Origin of the sequence: Kosakonia sp. SOY2 (genome assembly GCF_027109175.1) — a bacterium.
Taxonomy (GTDB): domain Bacteria; phylum Pseudomonadota; class Gammaproteobacteria; order Enterobacterales; family Enterobacteriaceae; genus Kosakonia.
Window position 1 is genome coordinate 965,028 of record NZ_JAPVXH010000001.1, and the last position, 21,373, is coordinate 986,400.

21 protein-coding genes are annotated in these 21,373 nt (G+C 50.9%); 9 read left to right on the top strand and 12 right to left on the bottom strand.

Annotated elements, in window-relative coordinates; translation table 11 throughout:
• Positions 1–121 precede the first annotated feature (121 nt).
• A complete protein-coding gene (locus tag O3S68_RS04595; RefSeq protein WP_016496251.1) occupies positions 122–457 on the top strand; it encodes a GlpM family protein in 336 nt (111 codons plus the stop codon).
• On the opposite strand, the gene O3S68_RS04600 is transcribed toward O3S68_RS04595, so the two are convergent.
• Together O3S68_RS04600 and ydgH are read right to left on the bottom strand one after the other, a co-directional pair.
• Complete coding sequence (locus tag O3S68_RS04600; RefSeq protein WP_269230886.1) at positions 454–1,836, bottom strand: amino acid permease; 1,383 nt, start codon at positions 1,834–1,836, stop codon at positions 454–456. The two genes, O3S68_RS04595 and O3S68_RS04600, sit on opposite strands and share 4 nt — an antisense overlap.
• A 192-nt stretch (positions 1,837–2,028) precedes the next feature.
• Complete coding sequence (gene ydgH / locus O3S68_RS04605) at positions 2,029–2,973, bottom strand: DUF1471 family protein YdgH (RefSeq protein WP_016496249.1); 945 nt, start codon at positions 2,971–2,973, stop codon at positions 2,029–2,031.
• Positions 2,974–3,475: 502 nt separating this feature from the next.
• On the opposite strand from ydgH, the gene pntA reads away from it, so the two are divergent.
• The 3 genes from pntA (at position 3,476) to O3S68_RS04620 (ending at position 7,624) form a co-directional block, all read left to right on the top strand.
• A complete protein-coding gene (gene pntA / locus O3S68_RS04610; RefSeq protein WP_269230887.1) occupies positions 3,476–5,005 on the top strand; it encodes a Re/Si-specific NAD(P)(+) transhydrogenase subunit alpha in 1,530 nt (509 codons plus the stop codon).
• A gap of 10 nt (positions 5,006–5,015) precedes the next feature.
• On the top strand, positions 5,016–6,404 hold the full coding sequence (gene pntB, locus O3S68_RS04615) for a Re/Si-specific NAD(P)(+) transhydrogenase subunit beta (protein ID WP_016496247.1): 1,389 nt from the start codon (positions 5,016–5,018) through the stop codon (positions 6,402–6,404).
• A 107-nt stretch (positions 6,405–6,511) separates the two neighbouring features.
• On the top strand, positions 6,512–7,624 hold the full coding sequence (locus O3S68_RS04620; RefSeq protein ID WP_269230888.1) for a mechanosensitive ion channel family protein: 1,113 nt from the start codon (positions 6,512–6,514) through the stop codon (positions 7,622–7,624).
• 29 nt (positions 7,625–7,653) lie between these two features.
• Here O3S68_RS04620 and uspE read toward each other — a convergent pair whose 3' ends face one another.
• The 3 genes from uspE to ogt all read right to left on the bottom strand — a co-directional run bounded on the left by uspE (position 7,654) and on the right by ogt (position 10,226).
• Positions 7,654–8,604: a universal stress protein UspE gene (uspE, locus tag O3S68_RS04625; protein ID WP_016496245.1), complete on the bottom strand. Its 951-nt coding sequence runs from the start codon at positions 8,602–8,604 to the stop codon at positions 7,654–7,656.
• A 144-nt stretch (positions 8,605–8,748) separates the two neighbouring features.
• Positions 8,749–9,501, bottom strand: coding sequence for a fumarate/nitrate reduction transcriptional regulator Fnr (gene fnr, locus O3S68_RS04630; protein WP_016496244.1), 753 nt, complete (start codon positions 9,499–9,501; stop codon positions 8,749–8,751).
• Between the two features lie 209 nt (positions 9,502–9,710).
• Positions 9,711–10,226: a methylated-DNA--[protein]-cysteine S-methyltransferase gene (gene ogt, locus O3S68_RS04635; protein ID WP_016496243.1), complete on the bottom strand. Its 516-nt coding sequence runs from the start codon at positions 10,224–10,226 to the stop codon at positions 9,711–9,713.
• Between the two features lie 523 nt (positions 10,227–10,749).
• On the opposite strand from ogt, the gene smrA reads away from it, so the two are divergent.
• Positions 10,750–11,313: a DNA endonuclease SmrA gene (smrA, locus tag O3S68_RS04640; protein WP_269230889.1), complete on the top strand. Its 564-nt coding sequence runs from the start codon at positions 10,750–10,752 to the stop codon at positions 11,311–11,313.
• Positions 11,314–11,390: 77 nt separating this feature from the next.
• On the opposite strand, the gene O3S68_RS04645 is transcribed toward smrA, so the two are convergent.
• From O3S68_RS04645 to O3S68_RS04665, 5 genes are all read right to left on the bottom strand, one after another.
• Positions 11,391–11,594, bottom strand: a complete 204-nt coding sequence (locus O3S68_RS04645; RefSeq protein ID WP_269230890.1) for a hypothetical protein — start codon at positions 11,592–11,594, stop codon at positions 11,391–11,393.
• A gap of 10 nt (positions 11,595–11,604) precedes the next feature.
• Positions 11,605–12,675, bottom strand: coding sequence for a butyrate kinase (buk, locus tag O3S68_RS04650; protein ID WP_269230891.1), 1,071 nt, complete (start codon positions 12,673–12,675; stop codon positions 11,605–11,607).
• Between the two features lie 2 nt (positions 12,676–12,677).
• Complete coding sequence (locus tag O3S68_RS04655; RefSeq protein ID WP_269230892.1) at positions 12,678–13,568, bottom strand: phosphate acyltransferase; 891 nt, start codon at positions 13,566–13,568, stop codon at positions 12,678–12,680.
• Positions 13,569–13,640: 72 nt separating this feature from the next.
• A complete protein-coding gene (phbB, locus tag O3S68_RS04660) occupies positions 13,641–14,384 on the bottom strand; it encodes an acetoacetyl-CoA reductase (protein WP_442913097.1) in 744 nt (247 codons plus the stop codon).
• Between the two features lie 34 nt (positions 14,385–14,418).
• Entirely contained in the window at positions 14,419–15,606 is a 1,188-nt protein-coding gene (locus O3S68_RS04665) for an acetyl-CoA C-acetyltransferase (RefSeq protein ID WP_269230893.1), read from the bottom strand.
• Positions 15,607–16,132: 526 nt separating this feature from the next.
• On the opposite strand from O3S68_RS04665, the gene O3S68_RS04670 reads away from it, so the two are divergent.
• Both O3S68_RS04670 and fabV read left to right on the top strand, forming a co-directional pair.
• A complete protein-coding gene (locus tag O3S68_RS04670) occupies positions 16,133–16,573 on the top strand; it encodes a MaoC family dehydratase (protein WP_269230894.1) in 441 nt (146 codons plus the stop codon).
• Positions 16,573–17,766 (top strand): enoyl-ACP reductase FabV, encoded by a 1,194-nt coding sequence (fabV, locus tag O3S68_RS04675; protein ID WP_269230895.1) that lies wholly within the window; start codon positions 16,573–16,575, stop codon positions 17,764–17,766. Before O3S68_RS04670 ends, fabV begins: the two co-directional genes overlap by 1 nt.
• A gap of 83 nt (positions 17,767–17,849) precedes the next feature.
• On the opposite strand, the gene umuC is transcribed toward fabV, so the two are convergent.
• A complete protein-coding gene (umuC, locus tag O3S68_RS04680; RefSeq protein WP_097407777.1) occupies positions 17,850–19,112 on the bottom strand; it encodes a translesion error-prone DNA polymerase V subunit UmuC in 1,263 nt (420 codons plus the stop codon).
• Positions 19,096–19,530 carry a translesion error-prone DNA polymerase V autoproteolytic subunit gene (umuD, locus tag O3S68_RS04685; protein ID WP_269230896.1) on the bottom strand — a complete coding sequence of 145 codons (435 nt, stop codon included), beginning with the start codon at positions 19,528–19,530 and terminating at the stop codon, positions 19,096–19,098. Before umuD ends, umuC begins: the two co-directional genes overlap by 17 nt.
• Positions 19,531–19,899: 369 nt before the next feature.
• Between umuD and O3S68_RS04690 the strand changes: the two genes are divergently transcribed.
• Positions 19,900–20,802: a hypothetical protein gene (locus tag O3S68_RS04690; RefSeq protein ID WP_269230897.1), complete on the top strand. Its 903-nt coding sequence runs from the start codon at positions 19,900–19,902 to the stop codon at positions 20,800–20,802.
• 63 nt (positions 20,803–20,865) lie between these two features.
• A complete protein-coding gene (locus O3S68_RS04695; RefSeq protein WP_016496231.1) occupies positions 20,866–21,135 on the top strand; it encodes a hypothetical protein in 270 nt (89 codons plus the stop codon).
• Positions 21,136–21,373: the final 238 nt, after the last annotated feature.

The window sequence follows — 21,373 nt, forward strand, 5'->3', positions numbered from 1 at the left end:
CGCGATTGTTCAAAAACGTCAACATACACCGCCTTGCTATAAGCTGCCATTAATCTTTTCTAAACGAAGAGGCTTCCGTTATGCTGTAGGTCGTTGTTGTTGCAGTGATAAAGGGAAAATCATGGGGTTGGTGATTAAAGCGGCTATCGGGGCGCTGGTGGTGGTGTTGATTGGTCTGCTGGCCAAAACAAAAAATTACTATATCGCCGGGTTAATCCCGTTATTTCCGACTTTCGCGCTGATTGCGCACTATATTGTCGCCACTGAGCGTGGCGTTGAGGCGCTGCGCACCACGATCGTGTTCGGCATGTGGGCGATTATTCCCTATTTTATCTATTTACTGTCGCTCTGGTATTTCACCGGTTTGATGCGGGTCTGGCCGGCGCTGGGCTGTGCGGTTATTTGCTGGAGCCTCAGCGCCTGGTTGTTAATTTATTGCTGGAGCCGTCTGCATTAGCGCATCAGCATCCAGGTGGCGGGAACGGCGGCGATTAACAAGGCACCAATCAGCGCTTTTTCACGTTGTTTGAGCATTTCCGTCATCTCATGTGTGCGACGGGCGTACATAAACACCAGCAGCCCCGGTGCGTAGAGCACTACCGACAACAATAAATGCATCGGACCGGATGCGTACAGCAGCCATAAGCCATACAGGCAAGCGCCAATCGCCACCGCCTGGTGCAAAGGACGCTGCGCGATCTTCCACAGGAATGCGCCGACAAGGAAATAGGGCACCAGAATCATCTCTGACGCGATGGTCAGCAGCGTGTTGTAATCTGAACCGGTGAGCCAAATCAGCACCAGGCAAACCTGCACGCTGATATTGGTCAGCCACAACGAGGCAGCAGGCGCATTGTTTTTATTCTGCTGTGCGAAGATCTTCGGAAACGCTTTATGCGTTGCGGCCAGTAACGGCACTTCCGCCGCCATAATCGTCCAGCTCAGGTACGCGCCGCAGACGGAGACAATCAAACCTGCCGCGATAATGACTTCTCCCCAGCTTCCCAGCAGTTTCACCATCAGACCGGCCATTGACGGATTACGCATTTCCGCCAGTTCCGGGCGCGGGACGACGCCGAGCGAAAGCAGGGTAACCAGCAGGTAGACGGTCAGCGCAGCCAGCACGGCGAGCAGTGTGGCGCGGCCAACATCGTGCTTATTGCGCGCCCGGGCAGAAACCACAACCGCGCCTTCGACCCCAATAAATACCCACAGGGTGATCAGCATGGTGTTTTTCACCTGTTCCCATACCGGAACGCCCAGCGCGATGCCGCTGAAATCAAGGCGGAATTTGTCGAGGTTAAAGGCCAGCGCCGTCAGCACAATAAACAGCCCGAGCGGCACCAGTTTCGCCAGCGTCGCTGCCAGATTGATACTCGCCGCGGTTTGTACGCCGCGCAGAACCAGCGCATGCACAATCCACAATAGTGCGGATGCGCCAACAATCGACTGCCAGGTGTTGCCATCGCCAAACAGGCGCAACGATGGCGTGTCGGTAAAGAAACTCAGGGCGGAAAAGACGATAACCAGATAAGAGACGTTGGCGATAACCGCGCACAGCCAGTAGCCCCAGGCCGAACAAAAGCCAATCAGCTCACCAAAACCTTCACGGGCGTACGTGAATATGCCGCCATCCAGATCCGGGCGAATACGGGTCAGGATCAGCATGGCAAAAGCGAGCAATAAAATCCCCGCCCCGGTGATCATCCAGCCAATGATCAGCGCCGCCGGGCTGGCAACTTCCGCCATATTTTGTGGCAGGCTGAAAACACCAGCGCCCAGCATTGAGCTTAAAACCAGCGCAGTTAATGCGCTCAGGCCAAGTTTCTTTTCCATGGTTATCCTGTCAAAAAAGCAACTAATCCAGAATAATTATTTTGCCGTGGCGCATAAATATGGTGGATATCACTAAGGCGCGGGATTTTACGGAGAGTCGACGGACCATGCAATGAGGTGGGACGACAATTTTACGAAAAAGGGTAAAAAAATAAAAAAGGCGGCCGTAGCCGCCTGATTCATAAATGCAGATTATTTATACAGATCGGCGCTGATGGTCATGTTGTTGCCACTTTCTGACCACTGGCGGGTGATGTGATAGTACTTAGCACCTTTCTGCGCGGCACGTTTGGCGACCTGGTAAGAGATCTCCGTCATGTTGCCATAGTTGCCGGTGAACTTGATGCTGTCGAAAGGAACCATCTGCGCGGCGGTGATTTTATTCACCTCTTCAATTTTTGTTCCGTCAGGCAGCGTGACACTGTAACGACCGCCGGAAGACGACTGAGTTTCGAAGAAACGACCTACACCGACGCCCGCTGTCGCATCGCTGGCGACGCCTGGGATCTCAACTTTTTTGGCTTCTTCTCCGCCTTTTGCCAGCGCGGCGCGGCCAGCATCCGAGTCACGCGGGATAGCATCCGCGCTCTGGATAACGCGTTTTTTCGCGTCGGCTTTATAGATGAAGGCCGTGACGATCTGGTTGCCGCCCTGGTTAGCATCTACCTGGCGAACAATAAAGAAAGAGGCTGCGCCTTTCTCTTTGGCGGCTTTAGTAATTGCGTCGTTCACTTCCGGCTGGGTGCGGAAGAAACCCTGAACGGTCACCGTATCGTACGGCTGAAGCGCAATTGCTTGATCTTTAGGTAACTCGGTCACGCCGTTAATAACACGGAAAGCAGGACGTTCCGCTTTTGCTGCGTCAGCCTTGTATAAATCAACCGTGGCGCGCTGATTACCGCTGTTGCCCGCGTCGGAGGTATCAACAACGTAAAATGATGCGGCACCTTCTTTATCCGCGCGTTTGGATGCTGCGTTAACGACGTCGCCAATGGCATTAAAACGGCCGGTGATCACGATGCGATCGTAAGGTTTTACCGCTGCCGCTTGCTCCGGTGTTAACTCTGTCGCTGCGTTGGCGGTAAATGCCATTGCCGAGAGAAGTGCTGACGCCAGGAGGGTGTACTTAAGCTTCATAAAAATAATCCTTCGCCTTGCGCAAACCATAAACTGGTGTTGTTGTTGGGAAAACGTCGGTGATTATTGCATTTAAACAGCGCAACTGTCTGCGTCATTTTTCACTGACTGTGCTACCGGAAGGGAAATAACGATAACCTTTAGTGATATGTTGAAAAAACAGGCGCTTGACCAGCAAAACCGATAAAGGTTATGACTTTATTAAGTTAATACATTGTTAAAAAGCGCATCTTCGCTGGAGATTAATCGTGTTTTGCCGCTTCGTCTGAGCGGAATATCGGCCTGTATGCGGGAATTTAAGGCAAATAACCTTGCCTGCGGCCTCCGACAGGTAATTTTCACGGATAAATGCATAATTTCTCTTTTCCGGCTGTGGATCACAGGCGTTATTTTCAGTAGGTTATAGAAAGTTTGTTACTGTTTTATTTTCCGCAGCGTTGCGTAAATAACCGCGCCGGAACCACTGACAAACCATCATCTAAAACCGATGGAAGGGAAAACTATGCGTATTGGTGTACCTAAAGAACGGTTGGCCAATGAAACCCGCGTTGCTGCGACGCCGAAAACGGTCGAGCAACTGCTTAAACTGGGTTTTACCGTCGCGATTGAAAGCGGCGCGGGCAAGCTGGCAAGTTTCGATGACGATGCGTTCGCCCAGGCCGGCGCGACGATTGTCGATGGGAGCAACGTCTGGCACTCGGACGTTATCCTTAAAGTTAACGCGCCGGATGACGAAGAGATCGCGCTGCTTAATCCGGGCACGACGCTGGTGAGTTTTATCTGGCCTGCGCAAAATCCGGCATTAATGGAGAAGCTGGCCGCGCGTAACATTACCGTGATGGCAATGGATTCCGTGCCGCGTATCTCCCGCGCCCAGTCGCTGGATGCGCTGAGCTCAATGGCCAACATTGCGGGATATCGTGCAATTGTTGAGGCGGCGCATGAATTCGGCCGTTTCTTTACCGGGCAGATCACGGCGGCGGGCAAAGTGCCGCCGGCGAAAGTAATGGTGATTGGCGCGGGCGTTGCCGGTCTGGCGGCGATTGGCGCGGCTAACAGCCTTGGGGCCATTGTGCGAGCGTTCGATACGCGCCCTGAAGTCAAAGAGCAGGTGCAGAGTATGGGCGCCGAGTTCCTGGAGCTGGATTTCCAGGAAGAAGCGGGCAGCGGCGACGGTTATGCGAAAGTGATGTCCGAAGCCTTTATCAAAGCAGAAATGGAACTCTTCGCAGCCCAGGCGAAAGATGTCGACATCATTGTCACCACGGCGCTTATCCCGGGGAAACCGGCACCGAAGCTGATCACCCGTGAAATGGTTGACTCCATGAAGCCAGGCAGCGTTATTGTGGATCTTGCTGCGCAAAACGGCGGTAACTGCGAATACACGGTACCGAACGAGGTCAGCACCACCGCCAATGGCGTGAAAGTGATCGGTTATACCGATTTACCAGGCCGTCTGCCTACGCAGTCTTCCCAGCTTTACGGCACCAACCTTGTGAACCTGTTGAAACTGCTGTGCGTTGAAAAAGATGGCAACGTAGTTGTCGATTTCGATGACGTTGTGGTTCGCGGGGTTACCGTGGTTCGCGACGGTGAAGTTACCTGGCCTGCGCCGCCGATTCAGGTTTCTGCGCAGCCGCAGACTGCGCCAAAAGCGACTGCGGCACCAAAAGAAGAGGCCAAACCGGCTTCGCTGTGGCGGAAATATGCCTTTATGGCACTGGCGATCATTCTGTTTGGCTGGCTTGCCAATGTTGCACCGAAAGAGTTCCTCGGCCACTTTACCGTTTTCGCGCTGGCTTGCGTGGTCGGTTACTACGTGGTGTGGAACGTCTCGCATGCGCTGCACACGCCGCTGATGTCGGTCACTAACGCCATTTCCGGCATTATCGTGGTCGGCGCGCTGTTGCAGATTGGTCACGGCGGCTGGGTCAGCTTCCTGAGTTTTATTGCGGTACTGATTGCCAGCATTAATATTTTTGGTGGTTTCACCGTCACTCAGCGCATGCTGAAAATGTTCCGGAAGAACTAAGGGGTAACAGATGTCTGGAGGATTAGTTACAGCTGCATACATTGTTGCCGCGATCCTGTTTATTTTCAGCCTGGCGGGACTTTCAAAACACGAAACGTCCCAGCAGGGAAATAACTTTGGTATCGCCGGGATGGCGATTGCGCTGATTGCAACCATCTTTGGCCCGGACACCGGCAATGTCGCCTGGATTTTAGTGGCGATGATTATCGGCGGCGCGATTGGTATTCGCCTGGCGAAGAAAGTTGAAATGACCGAAATGCCAGAGCTGGTGGCCGTGCTGCACAGCTTTGTCGGCCTGGCTGCGGTACTGGTAGGCTTTAACAGCTATCTCGATCACGAAGTGGGACTGGATCCGGTGCTGGTGAATATTCACCTGACGGAAGTGTTCCTCGGCATCTTTATTGGTGCGGTGACCTTCACCGGTTCTATTGTCGCTTTCGGTAAACTGCGCGGGAAAATCTCTTCTAAGCCGCTGATGTTGCCGCATCGCCACAAACTGAACCTGGCGGCGCTGGTGGTTTCCTTCGTACTGCTGCTGGTGTTTGTGCGCACCGAAAGTGTCGGCTTGCAAGTGCTGGCGCTGTTGGTGATGACGATAATTGCGCTGGTGTTTGGCTGGCATCTGGTCGCTTCTATCGGCGGTGCGGATATGCCGGTCGTGGTTTCCATGCTGAACTCCTACTCCGGTTGGGCGGCGGCGGCGGCGGGCTTTATGCTCAGCAATGACCTGCTGATCGTGACCGGTGCGCTGGTCGGTTCTTCCGGTGCGATCCTCTCTTACATTATGTGTAAGGCGATGAACCGCTCCTTTATCAGCGTGATTGCCGGTGGTTTTGGTACGGACGGTTCTTCAACTGGTAGCGATGAAGAGGCGGGCGAGCACCGCGAAATCAATGCCGAAGAGACCGCAGAGCTGCTGAAAAACTCGCATTCGGTCATCATCACCCCGGGCTATGGCATGGCGGTGGCGCAGGCGCAGTATCCGGTGGCGGAAATCACCGAGAAACTACGCGCGCGCGGCGTGAAGGTGCGTTTCGGTATTCACCCGGTTGCCGGACGTTTGCCGGGCCATATGAACGTGCTGCTGGCGGAAGCGAAAGTGCCGTATGACATCGTGCTGGAAATGGACGAAATCAACGATGATTTCGCCGACACCGACACCGTGCTGGTTATCGGTGCGAACGACACGGTTAACCCGGCGGCGCAGGATGATCCGAAGAGCCCGATCGCGGGTATGCCGGTGCTGGAAGTGTGGAAAGCGCAAAACGTGATTGTGTTTAAGCGCTCCATGAACACTGGCTACGCGGGCGTGCAAAACCCCTTGTTCTTCAAAGAGAACACGCAGATGCTGTTTGGCGATGCCAAAGCCAGCGTCGACGCTATCCTCAAAGCGCTGTAATGCGTACCGCCTGAAAAACCGCTCTTCGGAGCGGTTTTTTTTTGGTCCACGTGGACGAAAGCAGAGTGTCTATACTTTTATCTTCATGTTTTTTATGAGGAGGAAGGATGACGTTTTTATCACGTTTTGACTTCATATCCATAGTGATGTTGCCATCATTCTGGGTTGGTCTTGCCACGGTGGTTATTGTTACGCTGGTTGTCTACTGGCTGTTCACCTACTTACTGAATATGGTGCTGAAAGGCGCGCGCAACTGGAGTGAAAAGCAGAACGGCGTCGGCAGGCTGCAGCATGTTGTGGTGGATATGCTCAGACGCACCAGCAAATTCCTGCTCTTTGTGGCGGCGTTACTCTTCAGCCTGCGGTTTGTCGATCTCCCCGATCATCTGTTTAACACGCTCGGGCACGCCTGGTTTTTAGTGCTGGCGATCCAAATCGCCCTCTGGCTTGATCAGGGCGTGGTGTCGTGGATGCGTCACTTGATGTATTCGCCCAATACCAGTAAAAACCCGGTCACCATGGTGATTGCGGGTCTGCTGCTGCGCATGATGCTGTGGACGATGATGCTGTTATCGATTCTGGCGAATGTCGGGGTCAATATTACCGCGCTGGTCGCCAGCCTTGGCGTGGGCGGTATCGCCATTGCGCTGGCGGTACAAACCATTCTCAGCGATGTTTTCGCCTCGCTTTCTATCGGTTTTGATAAACCTTTTGAGATTGGTGACTTTGTCGTTTTCGGCGACGTTGCCGGCACCATTGAGCATATTGGCCTGAAAACGACGCGTATCCGTAGCCTGAGCGGGGAACAAATCGTCTGCGGTAACGCCATCCTGCTTCAGCAAACGCTTCATAACTACAAACGTATGCAGACCCGGCGCATCGTCTTCACTTTTGGTCTGGCGCTCACTACGCCGCCGGAGAAACTGCGTAAAGTCGGCGAGATGGTGCGTAGCATCATCACTGATGTTGGCAACACGCGCTTTGACCGCGCCCATTTCCTCGGATTTGGTACCGATCGGCTGAATTTTGAAGTGGTGCATATCGTCAACTCGGCGGACTACAACACCTACATGGATATCCAGCAAGAAATCAATATCCGCATCATGGAACATCTCGCCGCAGAGGAGATTGAGCTGGCGCTGCCGTGCGTAGTGGTGAAAGGGGGAGTGGCTGTCGAAACGCAGCCCGCTGAGCCACAGGGGGAACAAACGGCCGTATAAAAAAACCCGCCTTGCGGCGGGTTGCTTGTTTAATCGTCTTCGTCGTCGTCCAGTTCGACAGGCGTCTGGTACTCATCCGGTTTAATGACCAGTAGGTCGCAGCGCAGATGATCAATCACCTGCTCGGCGGTGTTGCCAAGGAAGGCGGCGGAGATACCGGTGCGCCCGATGGTGCCAAGCACGACAATCCCTGCCTGCAGATGTTCAGCCAGATCCGGGATCACCTCTTCGGGTAACCCTTTTTCCACATGCGTGAGTTTTTCATCAATGCCAAATTTCTGCCGTAACGCTTTCATTGCCAGCAAGTGCTGACCGCGAATGGCGTCGTTGTATACGCTGGGGTCGAATTCCGGCAGTTCAATCGCGATGTTGATAGGCGTCACCGGGTAAGCGCCAACGAGATGAACTTCGGTGTGGTTTACCTGTTCGGCCAGTTGCAGCGTCTCTTTAACCAGCTTTTCATTTAGCGAGTTGTGGTAAATCTCTTCGCTGGCAAGGTTGACTGCGACCACTGCACGTCCGGCTTCCGGCCAGGGTTGGTCTTTCACCATCCACACCGGGCACGGGCATTTACGCAGCAGATGCCAGTCGGTCGGCGTAAAAATAACGGATTCCAGTTTGTCATGCTGGTGGGTCATCTTTAGCAGTAAATCGTGTCCACCTGCCAGAACTTCCTGAATAATGGCTTCGAAGGGACGATTGTGCCAGACCACTTTGATTTCGATTGGCACACCCGCGTCGATATAGTATTTCGCCTGCTCGCGGATCCACGCGGTGCGCTGGCTGATGACGCCCTGGCGCATTGCGGTACGCTCGTCTGGGGACAGAAGGGTGGTCATTTCGTAAGAGAAGTCATAGATAGGCAGAAACGCTTTAATGCGGCCGCCAATCCGTTGATGCAAATACACAGCACGTCGTAACGCTGGCTGATCGTCCTGATTGGGATCGATGGCGACCAACATATTCTGATACTTAGCCATACAGGGTCTCCTTACATCTGTCACCACAGTCTGTCAGTAAAAGATAACCCATAAGTGCTGAATGAAACAGGGGAAAGCCTTCGCCAGATCAATAAATCAGATAAATTAATGACCCGGCAAAGGGGATATCAGGCGGGGAAAAAATCAGGCAACGTTACGCGCATGACCGGCCAGTTGCGCCAGCATGTCGCTATTTTCAATGGTGATATATTTTCCTTTCACCGCCAGCATGCCGCTCTTCTGGAAACGGCCTAACAGACGGCTGATGGTTTCCACCGTCAGACCCAGATAGTTGCCGATGTCGCCACGCGTCATCGTCAGGCGGAATTCACGCGGGGAGAAACCGCGCTGTGCAAAACGGCGTGAGAGGTTATAAATAAATGCCGCCAGGCGTTCTTCTGCGTTTTTCTTCGAAAGCAGCAGGATCATATCCTGATCGCCTTTGATTTCGCCGCTCATCAGACGCATCATCTGCTGACGCAGATTGGGCATTTTACCCGAGAGGTCATCCAGCGTTTCGAACGGAATTTCACAGACCATCGATGTTTCAAGTGCCTGTGCGAAGCTCGGGTGATGGCCGGTACCAATGGCATCAAAGCCCACCAAATCACCCGCCAGATGGAAACCTGTGATCTGCTCGTCGCCCTGTTCGGTAATGGTGTAGCTTTTGATCGTACCGGAGCGGATAGCGTACAGCGATTTCAATTCATCCCCGGCTTTGAACAAGGTCTGACCTTTCTGGATGGGCTTTTTACGCTCAATGATGTTATCGAGCTGATCCAGCTCGTGTTCATTAAGAGTAAAGGGGATGCAAAGCTGGCTAATGCTGCAATCCTGGCAATGGATTGCACAACCGCCAGACTGAATGCGTCGTATAATTCGCTTTTCCGGGATCATAGGTCTGCTCAACGCCGTAATTGATATTGGTCAATTTTAACAGCTTTTTACTGGTCGCGTAAGCCCGGTAAAACGTCAATTCACGATTTATAAAACGGGAGGCAGAAATGAAAAGAGATGACATTGCACCATCTCTTTGAAATTCCATCATTTCGCTAGGGCTTTTACCACAAAAGAGGGTGAAAAGAACGCTAAATGTGCGTTTTTTCTCACAATAGAAGATACCCTTCATGGCGTAGCAACCACTCTTTTCGCTGCACACCGCCCGCATATCCCGTCATTGTGCCGTTACTGCCGATAACGCGATGGCAGGGCACGACAATACTCACCGGATTTGAACCATTCGCTGCGCCGACCGCACGTGCGGCACCTGCACGTCCCAGTTTTACCGCCAGTTGACCATAATGCATGACCTGACCACAGGGGATGGTGCGTAGCGCTTGCCACACGTCGCGCTGAAAAGGCGTGCCGCCAGTTGCCGTCGGCAGAGTTTCAATCACTGCCAGATCGCCGTCAAAATAGTCCTGCAATTTTTGGCTTAGCCCGCCCGGATTATGCGCTGCCACGCGCTGGTAACCCTCCCGGCGATAGTGGATATTTAATAACTCAACCATCCGATCGCTGTGTTCTTCCCATTCAACCGCGCGAAGCTGGAATTGTTCATCGCACAGCACCCAAAGTGGGCCAAGCGGCGTGGAAATATTATCTTCAAGTAAAGTCAGCATCTGGCATCCTTTTCAGTGGGCAACGGCGCCAATTTACCAAACGTCCGGCGATGCTGCTATACCCCGAAAGAGACTATATTCTGGGTAAAGAAATAAGCTGGTGAAATAATAGCCAGCGAAGTATGCATTATTTAATAGATGATATATTGCGCTTATTTCGCGAATAAAAAAATAGAGCCTGCCGACATCCGTCAGGCTCTACAGTACACACAGCAGCGCATCCGTTCGTTATTTTATGCATTTTCATCCTTGCGCGGTAAATATAGTTATAGCGTTCCTTCATCATATTTCCAGTAAGAATTGGTGATTGATTTCACGTTAATTTAACTGAAATTCAGAATATTAATTTTTCTTAAGTTGAGTTTTTCATAACATTACTAAGAGTGATGTTATTGGAATATCGTCCAGGAGAACCATTCGCTATTATTTTTTTCGGGTGCAAAAGCCATTTTGCCACCAGGCATTGTGAGCGCAGGCCCTGCCAGCTATAGTACGGGGGCTGAAGTAGCCGGAGGACTGCCCTATGAACCCTGACGACAAATTGCTTTTCCTTGACGCCATGGAAGATGTCCAACCCCTGAAGCGCAGTGCCGATGTGCACTGGCAACCGAGCCACAATTCGCGCACGCTACAACGCGTCGACACGCTGCAACTCGACAACTTTCTGACCACCGGGTTTCTTGATATCGTGCCGCTTGATTCACCGCTGGAGTTCAAACGAGAAGGCCTGCAGCAAGGGGTGCTTGATAAATTGCGCCAGGGAAAATATGGCCAACAGGCAAGCCTGAACTTACTGCGCCAGCCGGTCGAACAGTGCCGACAAATGGTGTTTCGTTTTATGTATCATGCGCGCCAGGATGGGCTACGCAATGTGCTTATCATTCATGGTAAAGCGCGTGAAGAGGGTTCGCATGCGAATATCATTCGGAGTTATCTGGCGCGCTGGCTACCTGAATTCGATGAGGTTCAGGCGTTTTGCACCGCGCTGCCGCACCACGGCGGAAGTGGCGCTTGCTATGTTGCGATCCGCAAATCTGAGCAGGCGAAACAGGATAACTGGGAACGGCATGCGAAACGCAGCCGTTGAAAATCGCGGTGGTGTCGGATAATTAGTTTGCGAATGATAAATAAAAGGCGGGAACCAGACCGGTTCCCGTTGTTTTTTTAATCGGCATATTCGGCCGCAATAAGAATTTCATTTTGCCGGGTACCCAGCGCGCTTGAAAGATGTTCTGCCTCCGTACTACTCAGCTCAATTGAAATATCCTCCTGTCCATCGTTGAAATCGATGTGCAGGCATACACTGCCATTAGATTTCGTCACGGAGATTTGATTTGGAAACAATGCAATATTCTTTTTACCCATCATTAATACCTCTTCAGTATTCGACTAACTCCCTTTGACCTTCCATCGCTGCCAGTACACCATCGGCCAGCGCGAACATTTCATCCTCACCAGGATAAACGACGATTTCAGATGTAATAAAACTGACGCGCTGACGAATAAGTTCGACAATTCTTCTGTTATAGGCAATGCCGCCGGTAATGATGATGGCGTCGACCCAACCCTCCAGTACGGCGGCGCACGAGGCGATCTCTTTGGCTATCTGATAGGCCATGGCTTCCAGAATGTCCTGCGCTTTTTTATTCCCATCCATAATCTGTTGCTCAACATCGCGGATATCCTTGGTGCCGAGATAGCCATATACGCCGCCTTCGCCAATCAACTTCTTCTTCAATTGCGCATAAGTGTACTGCCCTGAAAAGCATAGTTTTAATAATTCATAGCTGGGAAGGCGGCCTGCGCGTTCCGGCGAGAATGGCCCATCGCCGCCCAGGGCTGAATTCACATCCACAATACGACCGTCGCGGTGAGCGCCCACGCTGATGCCGCCACCTAAGTGGGCAACGATCAATTTAAGCGTGGAATAGGGGCGGTTTGTTTCCGTGGCATAACGGTGCGCGACAGCTTTTTGATTCAGCGCGTGAAAAGCGCCCACGCGTGAAATCTCCGGCATTCCGGATATTTTTGCTATCGGGTCATATTCGTCGACGACGACAGGATCAACGGTATACGCCATCTCTTCTTTATTTACCGCCCGCGCGAGTTCCCAGGCCAATATGGCACCCAGATTAGAAGCATGTTCACCGTTCAGGCCGACACTGGCATCGTGAATATAGTCATCATTAATACGATAAACACCGCTTTGCAAATGACGAACCAGACCACCGCGCCCGATAAATATATCAATGTCATTTAAGCGAAAACCATGTTCCTGCAATATGTCGAGAATAATCTGCTTGCGAAAGGCTTTTTGATCCAGAATCGTGGAAAAAGCCGCCATCTCTTTTTCATCATGGTTAAATGTGCGGTAAATAAGCTGCGTGCGGTTGTTATATACCGCAATTTTTGTAGACGTTGAACCTGGATTTATCACCAAAATATACATAGTCAGTCCTTGCATTGAGATATCGCACAAGCAATAGCAAAATATTTTGTTTTAGCGCTGTCTGATCGTGAGGTAAATACCACCGGTTTTGTTGTTCCCGTCAGTGTGCTTGCGCTCAATGCTCCGCCAAGCTGCATCACCGTTTTATAAAAGACATTGGCGCTGTTGATATCCGGAAGGATGGCCAGGTCAATATCGCCGCCGACCTGCGAATGCAACCCTTTATGTCGGCAGGATTCTTTATTAAAAGCCAGATCGATGGACAACGGCCCTTCAACAATACAGTTATCATAAGCGATGCCGCTCAGCGCCGCGGCATCCACGGTAGCGGCGATTGCAGGCGTAATATGCTCAACGGCGGCAATCAGCGCGACTTTGGGCACCGCAATACCAACCTGATGCAGGACATTAACCGACTGGGCAATCATCGTGGCTTTATCTCGCTGATCAGGTGTAATAGTGATACCGGCATCAGTGATTGCAAACAGCTTGTGATAATGCGGGCTTTCGATAAACGCTAATTGCGTGACAAGCCGCGATGCCGCAATGCCAGTCTCTTTATTTAAAATCGCTCGCAAATAAATGGCGCTATCGACAAGTCCTTTCATTAAAATATGCGCTCGCCCGGATTTAACGACGCTCACCGCCGCTTTGCAGGCTTCTGTTTTATCTGGAATATCAATTATTTCGATATGGCTGATATCAAATTTAAGATGTTCGGCGAGCGAGGTTATTTTATCCCGGCAACCAATCAGAATGACCTCTGCCAGCCCGTCATTTCTGATCCATTTAATGGCTTCGAGTGCATGAGAATCTTCTGCTGCGGCAACGGCAATTATTTTCGGCCTTTTCCTGCGCGCAAGCTCAACAAACGAACTTAATTTTTCAAGCATGATAAAAAATCCTGAGTCCCCAATATTGCCTCACCAGATGTATCACCGGTGAGGCCCGGAAATGGCATATCTTTAATACATATGCTGGCCGCCATTGATGGCGATATTGGAGCCGGTAATAAACCCGGCCTTATCACTGGCGAGATACAGGGCCAGTTCGGCGATTTCATCGGCTTCGCCGAGGCGACCAACGGGAATTTGCGCCACAATAGCTTCCAGTACATCGGTGGGGATGGCCTGCATCATCTCGGTGTTGATGTAGCCTGGGGAGATGGTATTAACGGTAATATTTTTACGTGCTACCTCCTGCGCCAGTGCTTTCGTGAAACCATGCACACCCGCTTTGGCGGCCGAATAATTAGTCTGTCCAAACTGTCCTTTCTGACCATTTATCGACGATATATTAATGATGCGCCCGCGCTGGTTAGCCAGCATGTTATCCAGAACGGGTTTGGTCATATTGAACATACTGTTCAGATTGACCTGAATAACCGCATCCCATTGCGATTTATCCATTTTTTTAAAGGTTGCATCGCGGGTAATACCCGCGTTGTTTACCAGAACATCGATATGACCATATTGCTTCAGCAGTGTACCGACCGTGTCCTGACACTGCGCGTAATCGCTGACGTCACAGCGAATAGCGTCGGCTTTGGCAAACCCTGCTTCTCGCTGGATCTCAACCCACTCTTTCAGGCGATCCGCATCCGTATCAATGGCGATAACCTGGTAATGCTCCAGCAGAAAGCGAAGGTTGATTTTTCCACCAATACCGCGGATCCCACCGGTCACAAGCGCAACTTTACCCATCATCATTTCCTCACGTTAAATAACATTCTTTATCGCGGCGTTATTCCATTTCGACGGTGACGGCGATGCCCATGCCACCGCCGATGCACAGCGTTGCCAGACCTTTTTTGCTTTTTCTGCGCTGCATTTCATGGAGCAAAGAGACAAAAATTCGCGTGCCGGATGCACCGATAGGGTGGCCGAGCGCAATCGCGCCGCCATTGACATTCACTCTGGAGAGATCCCAGCCCATTTCCCGGTTGACGGCGATGGCCTGAGCGGCGAAGGCTTCATTGGCTTCGATAAGATCCAACTCATCAACCTGCCAGTTCGACCTGGTTAGCGCATGACGAGATGCCGTGATGGGGCCGGTTCCCATTATTTCTGGCAAGACGCCTGAAGTACCGAACGCCACGATCCTGGCCTGCGGTTTGATCCCCAGCTCACGCGCTTTTTTCGCCGTTGCCAGGATAACCATTGCTGCACCATCGTTAACGCCAGAGGCATTACCGGCGGTAACGGTGCCATCGGTTTTAAAAGCTGGTCGGAGTTTGGCTAAGCCTTCACGCGATGTTTGCGGACGGGGAAATTCATCGGTATCAAACAGGGTGGGTTCTTTACGAGGGCGGGTGATGTCAACCGGAACAATTTCACTGGCAAAATGATGTGTTTCTAACGCGATTGCTGCTTTGTGTTGTGACGCAAGAGCGAAAGCATCCTGTTCTTCACGTGTGATCGCATATTTTTCGGCCACATTCTCGGCGGTGATCCCCATGTGATAATCATGAAAAGCATCCCAGAGGCCATCCTTCACCATACTGTCCAGCATTGGCCAGTTACCCATTTTCATGCCGCTGCGTGAATGGGGTAAAACATGCGGTGCCTGGCTCATACTTTCTTGCCCTCCGGCAATAATTAATTCGGCATCACCACATTTCAGCGCCTGCCATGCCAGTTGCAGCGCTTTTAACCCCGAGCCACACACTTTATTAATTGTCAGCGCCGGAACATCGACAGGAATACCTCCCTGAATTAACGTCTGGCGCGCCGGATTTTGCCCGCTGCCTGCGGTAAGCACCTGGCCGATAATAACTTCATCGATCTCTTTTGCTGCAATGCCTGTTTTTTTCAGAAGCGCTTTAATCACCGTGGCGCCTAATTGCGGCGCACTAATCTCAGCAAGCGCTCCATTTAGTACGCCGATAGCAGTTCTTGCACAATCAAGAACGACAATATCCGTGTCCTTCATTTGTATTACCTTTTGATTTAAATGATTCAACTATTAATGCGCAGAGATTTTTCTACAGTATTGATATGCGTCAATACTTAAAAGTTGTTAACAATGGCGTTAAAATTACAATGCTTCTTATTTTTCTGTAATTAACCTTATTTACTGCATTTGTCTGGTGGTTTTTTCATTCATCATTAATTCATCGGCCATGATCTTTTTCTTAAACTTTAATAAGGATTGCATGTAGATCTTTCTTGTTGGTACCGGAGGTATCTTATTGATAAAACGCTTTCTTCTCCTCGGGTAGCTACGGGGGTGGCGCTGCATGGCAATTTTCGACTTAAGTAAAAAATCTAATTTAAGGGGTAATTTACACATACTCCGTATCTGAAAAGATAAATATAAATCCATTCTTATAGCTAATGACAATCCGATGGGGGTTGACGAGGTTGGGGGGAAAAGGTGTATATGGATACAATTAGTTGTTTCTCTAAATGCTTCCGTTAAACGCTTTCAAAATATATCTGAAAAGGACGTGTGCTTTATGGTTAACTCAATCCACAATTTGCATATTGGTCAGTGTGCAGAGTTTAAAAAAACATTGACGGATAATGACGTCGCAGATTTTGCATTGGCATCTGGCGATACCAACCCCGTTCATCTGGATGAGAGTGCAGGGCGGGATAGTATATTCGGGCAACGTGTTGTTCATGGTATTTTGGTAAGTGGGCTCATCTCAGCGGTAATTGCTAATAAACTGCCCGGCAACGGTTCTATTTATCTTGGCCAGGATCTCAAATTTATTAAGCCAACATTTATTGGCGATACGATTACGGCGACGGCGGAAGTTATCGCGATTAATTGCGAAAAAAACCGGGTGCGGCTCAAAACCACGTGCACCAATCAGCATGGGGATAAGGTTATTGTCGGTGAAGCCGTCGTTCTGCCGCCGCTGGAAAAAGCGCTGGCTGAGGAGGTGAACTGATGGAGCTTATTATTCAAGGCAATGTGGCTAAAAACTGCCATCCTGAAGGTTTACGCCAGGGCATTGATAAACAAATTAACTATGTTGAGTCGCATGGGGAAATCTATGGTCCGCGCAAGGTGTTGGTGATTGGTGCCTCTTCCGGATATGGGCTGGCCTCACGCATCGCGGTGGCCTTTGGTGGCGGTGCCGATACGATTGGCGTTTCATTTGAAAAAAGTCCGGGCGAAAAAGGTATAGGCAGCGCCGGATGGTATAACAATATTTTTTTTCGTCGCCGGGCGCATGAAAAAGGGCTTATCGCGAAAAATTTTATCGCGGATGCTTTTTCCGATACGACCCGCAACGACGTGATTGCATACATCAAGCAGGAGTTTGGCGGCAGCATTGATCTGCTTGTCTATTCGGTTGCCTCTGGCGTGCGAATTTGCCCGGATGGTACGCGCTACACCTCGACGCTTGGCGTGCGCGGGCAAGCCTTTTCCGGCCCGGGTTTTGACCTGGAAACCCGCAAGATGGTGAATCAGACGCTGGAACCGGTGACCGAACAACAACTTGCCGATACGGTAAAAGTCATGGGCGGGGAAGACTGGCAACGCTGGATTGATATGTTATCGGCGGCTGGTGTGCTGGCTGAGGGGTTCAAAACGGTGGCGTACTCTTATACTGGCCCGAAATCAACGTGGCCGCTCTATAAAGAGGGCGCGTTAGGCGCGGCGAAAGCCCATCTGCACGCAACAGCCGATCATCTTGACGCACAGCTCCAGCGCATTAATGGTCATGCCTATGCGGTGGTGTGCAAAGCGCTGGTGACCAAAGCCAGCGCCTTTATCCCTATGTTTCCGTTATATATTACCTTGCTGTACAAGGTAATGAAGCAGAAGCGGTTGCATGAAACCTGCATCGAGCAGATGCACAGGCTGATGTTGAACCACCTTTACCCACCAATGGGCAACGTCGTAACGGATGAGGAGCGGCGGATCCGCCTTGATGATTTCGAGCTGCGCCCGGATGTTCAGCAAGCTGTGGAGTTGCTAAGAAAACGGGTCACCACCGAGAACTTTAAAACCGTTGGTGACTTCGCCGGGTATCTTGCCGAGTTTTACGCGCTGAATGGCTTCTCAATGCCGGACGTGGACTACTCCTCTGAGCTGGATCTGCGCCAGCTGGTAAAAGAGTACAGCCATGCATAAGCATGCCTGATATGACAAATGCGCCAGTCTGTCGGCGCATTTGTTGATGAAAATCTCGGTCGGTTATGGTTTCCGTACGGTCTTTATTTCACGACAGGCAGATCGGAATAGCGTGTGGTGTAGGCGGGGGAAAGCATGTCGCGTTTCATCGCCCAGTTTTTTTCAATTCCCTGTCCTGCAAACCAGACGCTTCCTCTCCCCGATGTATTTAAACGATCAATGGTTTCCATCAGCGCTGCGCTGTTCGCGTAGGGGCGATTCTCATCAAACAGATTGAGTTGGGCAACGCCGCTGCTGAAAAAATCTGAAAGCATCACGCCAGCCTTCATATAACGATGCCCCTCCCGCCATATCTGATCCAGCGAGCTTGTCGCAGCACGGATAATGTCGCGCGTATCATTGGTCGGCGTCATCAATGTCACGGATGCCTGATTTCCGTAGTAAATACGATTATCCGCATGCGGGCTGGTACGAATAAAGACGCTGATGAAGCGGCAGAACTGATGTTCCGCGCGTAACTTCTCTGCCGCGCGTTCAGCATAGGCGCAAATGGCCTGATGCATATCTGAATACTGCGTGATCCGCTTGCCAAAAGAGCGGCTACAGATAATTTGCTGCTTGGTGGGGGGAAATTCATCAAATGCCAGACATGATTCGCCGCGCAGTTCCCGCACGGTTCGTTCCAGCACAACATTGAAGTGTTTACGGATAACCCAGGTTGAACTGTCGGCAAGTTGCAGCGCATTTTCAATGCCCATTAACGCCAGCTTTTTACTGATGCGACGTCCCACGCCCCAGACCTCATGTATCGGCACGTGAAACAGTAATTTACGTTGCCGTTCCCGGGAGGAAATATCCACAACTCCCCCGGCGCTGGCCCATCTTTTGGCGGCGTAATTGGCCACCTTGGCGAGGGTTTTCGTTGGGGCAATGCCAACGCCCGTTGTCAGCCCGGTATTTTTCAAAATCTGATTACGAATCTGATGGCCGAATGCCTCAAGTGAAATACAGTTTGATACGCCAGACAGATCGATAAAAGCCTCATCAATAGAATAAAGCTCGACGGAGGGGGTGATTTCAGCCAGCGTCGACATGACACGATTGCTGAGGTCGGCATACAGCGCATAATTTGAGCTAAACACCGTCACGCGCTGACGATGAAGCTCATCCTTGATTTTGAAATAAGGCGCAGCCATGTCTATGCCCAGGTCCTTTGCCTCACGCGATCGCGAAATAATGCACCCATCGTTGTTGGACACGACAACGACAGGTTTCCCCTGCAGATCCGGGCGAAACAGCGTCTCGCAGGAGGCGTAGAAGTTATTCACATCAACAAGCGCGAACATGTCGATTTGACTTCAACGTAAATGTCACGACGCCGAAGATCTGCAACTCTTCCTCGGCCTGGAAAACAATCGGCGCATAATGAACATTATGCGGGATGAGCTGGAGAACAGGGCGGGTTCGCAACTCCTTCACCGTGAAATCCCCGGCAACCGCCGCAACAACAATATCACCGTGCACTGGGGTCAATGAGCGATCAACCACCAGCAAATCACCATCGCTAATCCCCGCACCGATCATCGAATCCCCGCTTACCCTGACAAAGTAAGTCGCGCTGGGGTGTTTAACCACCAGTTTGTTTAAATCAAGCCGCTCTTCGACATAATCCTGCGCCGGGCTTGGGAAGCCACAAGGAACGCGCTCAGCAAAGAGCGGAAGGGGAATGAGGCGATCACTCTCGGTCGATGGGATGAACTGCATGATGATGAACCCGGTTAACTGTGTTTATATACAGTATTGCTAAATTCTGTCACTGATCAAGAGGCGAAGCGGGCCACATTCAGGAAATGTTTGAAGTAGCAAAGAATTTAGCTAAAAAGTCTCGCCAAAAGCTGGTACCTGAAAGCGGGTAAAAATAGACTGTTCCCCGTAGGGAAAATCTCATTTATGCCTGATGCAAGCACATTGAAGCGTTCTCTTACCGCGAGTCAATGCGTGTCGGTTTGTGAGCGGGGCCGAATAATCGGGTCTTGCGCGTAATAAGCGCCGCAATCATTTAAACGTGAATGACTGATGATGCGCGATACAGGCGCAATCCAAACAGATAATAAATACACACAGGAATGAAACATGATCAAAAAAATAACCTACGCATCGGCCATGCTGCTTGCGGCCTGCATCAGCTTTAGCGTGAGTGCAGCACCTAAAACCGCGGTAAATAAATGCCCGGCAGCGATGGATGTGGATAGTGTTGAAATTCGCGATGGTCAGCAGCTTATGATCCTGACGAAGGCGGCACTAGAAAACTATGAAATGGCGGTAGCCAAGGACGCTAAGTGTGTATCAATTTATCGTGATACATATCGGGCTAAATATCTCCCTGAACTCAAGAAACTGGACGCCAGTACTTCGGAACCTGTCGTCAAATTAAAAAGCGCGCCATTGTTGGTTGCTTTTGAAAATGTTATGCAACCGGGCTTAGATATAAAGGAAACGGATAGCAGGGTTAACGCCTACTATGCTGTCGCAAATGCCTACCTTGAGACAGCGATGCCGGGTAAATGGAAAGTATCAGAAGATAGCGACGAAATGCGGGGCGAAAAAACGTATCTGTATACGCTGGAGTCTGAGGATGTCGCAAAACTTTCGCCTCCCTATAAACAAGCAAAGGCGACGATTCTGGTGATGCAGAAGGAAAAAGCGGGCGTGATTAGCGATCCGAAAATTATGTATTACGTTTCAGAGGGCCAATTAACGCTGCCTGTAGAAGGCGGTGAAATCGCGGCGAAATATGACGACGATGGAATCAGTCGCTATGACGGCACGATATGCAGTGATGACAATCGTGCTTTCTGCCCTAATCTGGCCATTTACCAGCTGTTTGCTTATCTGGATGTGCGCAGTAGCCACAAGGCTATCATTGAGTTGCCATTCTATATTGATGGCCCTTACCAATATCATTTTAAAACCACTGGCTTAATAACCCGGCGTACAACACCGGATTACTTGCTGCCAAAAAATGCGGGGAAATAGCGCAGTATCAGAAATTCAGTAATGTGAGGGTTACTATTTTTCGCGTATTAGGGAGAGGCGTAGATGTTAAATATTGCCAGAAGCACCGGTAATTCCACCACCGGTGTGCATATGCTGCAACGCTTTAAAAATGGCTACCGCATTCGTTGTAATCGCGAGACCTTAAAGCGGTTCACTTCCATCGATGTTAAGCCGGAGTATCAACATCTGTTCGGCGCAGATGGCGAAGGTATCTACCATTCGGCAACCTTTCCAACTATTGCTGAAGGCGCGCAAGCGCTGTGCAACTTCATCCGGACGGTTTGCGGTCTGGAGTGTCAATGGAAACCGTAACGGTATTGCGGTTTCACGCGTTGAACCTGTAAAAATAAGGGTATTTACGAGCATTTTCGTGCCTGTTGGCGGCGTCTCATCCGCGCCGGAAAAGAGTGGCGATGCCGTGGCTGACGTTGAAACGGGAATTGGCGTCGGCTGGCAGGAGACCAGCCGACGCTATGATTGTTGCGCACGTCGCCGATTTACGGCGACGTATTCATCACCACCGTTTTACTGCGAATCGTGTTCGTTCAAA